Origin of the sequence: Georgenia wangjunii (assembly GCF_036421975.1) — a bacterium.
GTDB lineage: Bacteria > Actinomycetota > Actinomycetes > Actinomycetales > Actinomycetaceae > Georgenia_A > Georgenia_A wangjunii.
Window position 1 is genome coordinate 1 of sequence record NZ_JAZGON010000022.1, and the last position, 5,498, is coordinate 5,498.

Sequence of the window (5,498 nt, forward strand, 5' to 3'; positions counted from 1 at the left end):
CTGAAAGGGTGTTCGGCGGTGTCCTACTCTCCCACATAGTCTCCCATGCAGTACCATCGGCGCTGAGGGGCTTAGCTTCCGGGTTCGGAATGGGACCGGGCGTTTCCCCCTCGCTATGACCGCCGTAACTCTATGGAGATATCATGGCCCGCGCGGTGCCACCAGCCCCCGTGTGGGGGTGGTGGTCTCCGGGGCGTATCTCGGGAACCGTACAGTGGACGCGTGCAGATCGTTTGATCTTTGTGTTGTGGCAAGTTGTCGGCCAATTAGTACCGGTCAGCTCCACGGGTCTTTAGTCCCCGCTTCCACATCCGGCCTATCAACCCAGTGTTCTGCTGGGGGCCTTCCCACCCGAAGGTGGTGGAAACCTCATCTTGAAGCAGGCTTCCCGCTTAGATGCTTTCAGCGGTTATCCCTTCCGAACGTAGCCAACCAGCCGTGCTCCTGGCGGAACAACTGGCACACCAGAGGTTCGTCCGTCCCGGTCCTCTCGTACTAGGGACAGGTCTTCTCAAGTTTCCTGCGCGCGCAGCGGATAGGGACCGAACTGTCTCACGACGTTCTAAACCCAGCTCGCGTACCGCTTTAATGGGCGAACAGCCCAACCCTTGGGACCTACTCCAGCCCCAGGATGCGACGAGCCGACATCGAGGTGCCAAACCATGCCGTCGATATGGACTCTTGGGCAAGATCAGCCTGTTATCCCCGGGGTACCTTTTATCCGTTGAGCGACGGCGCTTCCACAAGCCACCGCCGGATCACTAGTTCCGACTTTCGTCCCTGCTCGACCTGTCAGTCTCGCAGTCAAGCTCCCTTGTGCACTTACACTCGACACCTGATTGCCAACCAGGCTGAGGGAACCTTTGAGCGCCTCCGTTACATTTTAGGAGGCAACCGCCCCAGTTAAACTACCCACCAGGCACTGTCCCTAGTCCGGATTACGGACCGAGGTTAGATGTCCAGAACGACCAGAGTGGTATTTCAACGTTGACTCCACAACCACTGGCGTGGCCGCTTCACAGTCTCCCACCTATCCTACACAAGCCGTACCGAACACCAATACCAAGCTATAGTAAAGGTCCCGGGGTCTTTCCGTCCTGCTGCGCGTAACGAGCATCTTTACTCGTAATGCAATTTCGCCGAGTTCGCGGTTGAGACAGCGGAGAAGTCGTTACGCCATTCGTGCAGGTCGGAACTTACCCGACAAGGAATTTCGCTACCTTAGGATGGTTATAGTTACCACCGCCGTTTACTGGGGCTTAAATTCTGAGCTTCGCCCCCCGAAAGGGGCTGACCCGTCCTCTTAACCTTCCAGCACCGGGCAGGCGTCAGTCCGTATACATCGTCTTGCGACTTCGCACGGACCTGTGTTTTTAGTAAACAGTCGCTTCTCCCTGGTCTCTGCGGCCCTCAAAGGCTAGCCAGCAAGTGGCTTCACCCCTCAGGCCCCCCTTCTCCCGAAGTTACGGGGGCATTTTGCCGAGTTCCTTAACCACGATTCTCTCGATCGCCTTGGTATACTCTACCTGACCACCTGAGTCGGTTTAGGGTACGGGCGGCTAGTACCTCGCGTCGAGGCTTTTCTTGGCAGCATAGGATCACCCTGCTTCCCGCATTCGCGGTCACCATCGGGTCTGAGGCTTGTGTGAGGTCCGGATTTGCCTGGACCTCGCCCTGCTCCCTTGGACGTGCATAGCCATTAAGCACGCGGAGGCTACCTGTCTGCGTCACCCCTGTTAATACGCTTACCTACTGCCGGTTCGGGTCCCGCGCTCAACCACCAACCCTTCCCCGAAGGGAAGACCTGGGGCCTTGGGCGGTTAGCATCACCGGGATCGGTATGGGCGGTACTTCGCCGGTACGGGAATATCAACCCGTTGTCCATCGACTACGCCTGTCGGCCTCGCCTTAGGTCCCGACTTACCCAGGGCGGATTAGCCTGGCCCTGGAACCCTTGGTCATTCGGCGGACGGGTTTCTCACCCGTCTTTCGCTACTCATGCCTGCATTCTCACTCGTGTGGGATCCACCACTGGGTCACCCCGCAGCTTCACCTCCCACACGACGCTCCCCTACCCATCCGCGCCCCTGAACACCTCCCCGTAGGAAGGAGCTGGGGTATGCGCGAATGCCACAGCTTCGGCGGTATGCTTGAGCCCCGCTAAATTGTCGGCGCGGAATCACTTGACCAGTGAGCTATTACGCACTCTTTCAAGGGTGGCTGCTTCTAAGCCAACCTCCTGGTTGTCTGTGCAACTCCACATCCTTTCCCACTTAGCATACGCTTAGGGGCCTTAGCTGGTGGTCTGGGCTGTTTCCCTCTCGACTACGAAGCTTATCCCCCGCAGTCTCACTGCCACGCTTCACTTACCGGCATTCGGAGTTTGGCTGACGTCAGTAACCTTGTAGGGCCCATCGGCCATCCAGTAGCTCTACCTCCGGCAAGAAACACGTGACGCTGCACCTAAATGCATTTCGGGGAGAACCAGCTATCACGGAGTTTGATTGGCCTTTCACCCCTACCCACAGGTCATCCCCTCAGTTTTCAACCTAAGTGGGTTCGGTCCTCCACGCGGTCTTACCCGCGCTTCAACCTGCCCATGGGTAGATCACTCCGCTTCGGGTCTAGAGCACGCGACTGTGTCGCCCTATTCGGACTCGCTTTCGCTACGGCTTCCCCACACGGGTTAACCTCGCCACGTACCACTAACTCGCAGGCTCATTCTTCAAAAGGCACGCCGTCACCCCAGCTATGGAGGCTCCGACGGGTTGTAAGCATCCGGTTTCAGGTACTATTTCACTCCCCTCCCGGGGTACTTTTCACCTTTCCCTCACGGTACTTGTCCGCTATCGGTCACTAGGTAGTATTTAGGCTTAGCAAGTGGTCTTGCCAGATTCACACGGGATTTCACGGGCCCCGTGCTACTCGGGATCACCACACGGGAGGTGCTGCCATTTCGTCTACGGGGGTCTCACCCTCTGTGCCCGGCCTTCCCAGACCGTTCGACTATGACAGCACTTTCTCACTCCCTACCAGGGCGGCAGCCCTGATTGGTGGGTCCCACAACCCCGATGGTGCAACGACTGCCGTCTATCACACACCACCGGTTTAGCCTGATCCGCTTTCGCTCGCCACTACTCACGGAATATCTCTTCCTGTGGGTACTGAGATGTTTCACTTCCCCACGTTCCCTCCGCACGCCCTATATATTCAGGCGCGGGTGACTGGGCATGACCCCAGCCGGGTTTCCCCATTCGGACATCCTCGGATCACGGTTCGTTTGCCAACTCCCCGAGGCTTATCGCAGGCTACAACGTCCTTCTTCGGCTCCTAGTGCCAAGGCATCCACCGAATGCTCTTAAAAACTTGACCACATAAAGATCAAAGATGCTCGCGTCCACTGTACAGTTCTCAAGCTACGCACCGACCAACCCCAGCCCCACCCCCTAAGGGACAGCGCCGGCGAGAGCGGCCACCAGAAGAAACATCCACCCACCCGCCGTAGCAGATGAGGAGCCTGTTCCCTCAGGACCCAACAGTGCACCAAGCAATGACGTTCCACCCATGAGCAACCACCAGACGAACATGCGCCGCCTTGAGTGGCCACCTGGCACCACGAACCACAACACGAAGGAAGCAGGACGCGATGCTGGTGAGCTCCTTAGAAAGGAGGTGATCCAGCCGCACCTTCCGGTACGGCTACCTTGTTACGACTTCGTCCCAATCGCCAGTCCCACCTTCGACGGCTCCCGCCCACAAGGGGTTAGGCCACCGGCTTCGGGTGTTACCGACTTTCGTGACGTGACGGGCGGTGTGTACAAGGCCCGAGAACGTATTCACCGCAGCGTTGCTGATCTGCGATTACTAGCGACTCCGACTTCATGGGGTCGAGTTGCAGACCCCAATCCGAACTGAGACCGGCTTTTTGGGATTCGCTCCACCTCGCGGTATCGCAGCCCTTTGTACCGGCCATTGTAGCATGCGTGAAGCCCAAGACATAAGGGGCATGATGATTTGACGTCGTCCCCACCTTCCTCCGAGTTGACCCCGGCAGTCTCCTATGAGTCCCCACCATAACGTGCTGGCAACACAGGACGAGGGTTGCGCTCGTTGCGGGACTTAACCCAACATCTCACGACACGAGCTGACGACAACCATGCACCACCTGTACACCGACCTTGCGGGGAGCACATCTCTGCACTTTTCCGGTGTATGTCAAGCCTTGGTAAGGTTCTTCGCGTTGCATCGAATTAATCCGCATGCTCCGCCGCTTGTGCGGGCCCCCGTCAATTCCTTTGAGTTTTAGCCTTGCGGCCGTACTCCCCAGGCGGGGCACTTAATGCGTTAGCTGCGGCACGGAATCCGTGGAATGGACCCCACACCTAGTGCCCAACGTTTACGGCATGGACTACCAGGGTATCTAATCCTGTTCGCTCCCCATGCTTTCGCTCCTCAGCGTCAGTAACGGCCCAGAGACCTGCCTTCGCCATCGGTGTTCCTCCTGATATCTGCGCATTCCACCGCTACACCAGGAATTCCAGTCTCCCCTACCGCACTCTAGTCTGCCCGTACCCACTGCAGGCGCGAGGTTAAGCCTCGCGTTTTCACAGCAGACGCGACAAACCGCCTACGAGCTCTTTACGCCCAATAATTCCGGACAACGCTTGCGCCCTACGTATTACCGCGGCTGCTGGCACGTAGTTAGCCGGCGCTTCTTCTGCAGGTACCGTCACCCGAAGGCTTCTTCCCTACTGAAAGAGGTTTACAACCCGAAGGCCTTCATCCCTCACGCGGCGTCGCTGCATCAGGCTTTCGCCCATTGTGCAATATTCCCCACTGCTGCCTCCCGTAGGAGTCTGGGCCGTGTCTCAGTCCCAGTGTGGCCGGTCACCCTCTCAGGCCGGCTACCCGTCGTCGCCTTGGTAGGCCATCACCCCACCAACAAGCTGATAGGCCGCGAGCCCATCCCCAACCGATAAATCTTTCCAAGAACCCCCATGCGAGGGAACTTCATATCCGGTATTAGCTCCGATTTCTCGAAGTTATCCCGAAGTCAGGGGCAGGTTACTCACGTGTTACTCACCCGTTCGCCACTGATCACCCGGAGCAAGCTCCGAGATCACCGTTCGACTTGCATGTGTTAAGCACGCCGCCAGCGTTCGTCCTGAGCCAGGATCAAACTCTCCGTAAAAAACCAACGCCAACCAGCAGGCGGACCCACCGGAAGACAATCCATACGAAGACAAGACCAGACACCCCGAAGGGAACCCAGCCTCGATCTGGCACGACACCCACCCCAGGACGGGGCCCGAGATGAGCATCAACCAAAAACAAAACATAAGCCCCGACGCACCCGAACCACCCACCCGAAGGGCAAGCAGAACCAAGCAACGCCAGGACATTTGGCATCAAAAACTTGGCACACTGTTGAGTTCTCAAGGAACAGACGCACACCGCCCAGACCCAGCACAACCGCGCCAGACCCGATCCGGGGCAAC

Annotated in this window: 3 rRNA genes; all 3 read right to left on the reverse strand. The window is 57.9% G+C overall.

Going from position 1 to position 5,498, the window contains the following annotated elements:
* Nucleotides 1-10: 10 nt before the first annotated feature.
* Nucleotides 11-127 (reverse strand): 5S ribosomal RNA (gene rrf / locus V2J63_RS15700).
* Between the two features lie 119 nt (nucleotides 128-246).
* A 23S ribosomal RNA gene (locus V2J63_RS15705) occupies nucleotides 247-3,372 on the reverse strand.
* A gap of 293 nt (nucleotides 3,373-3,665) precedes the next feature.
* A 16S ribosomal RNA gene (locus V2J63_RS15710) occupies nucleotides 3,666-5,191 on the reverse strand.
* Together the 16S, 23S and 5S rRNA genes form the textbook arrangement of a ribosomal RNA operon.
* Between the last annotated feature and the right edge of the window lie 307 nt (nucleotides 5,192-5,498).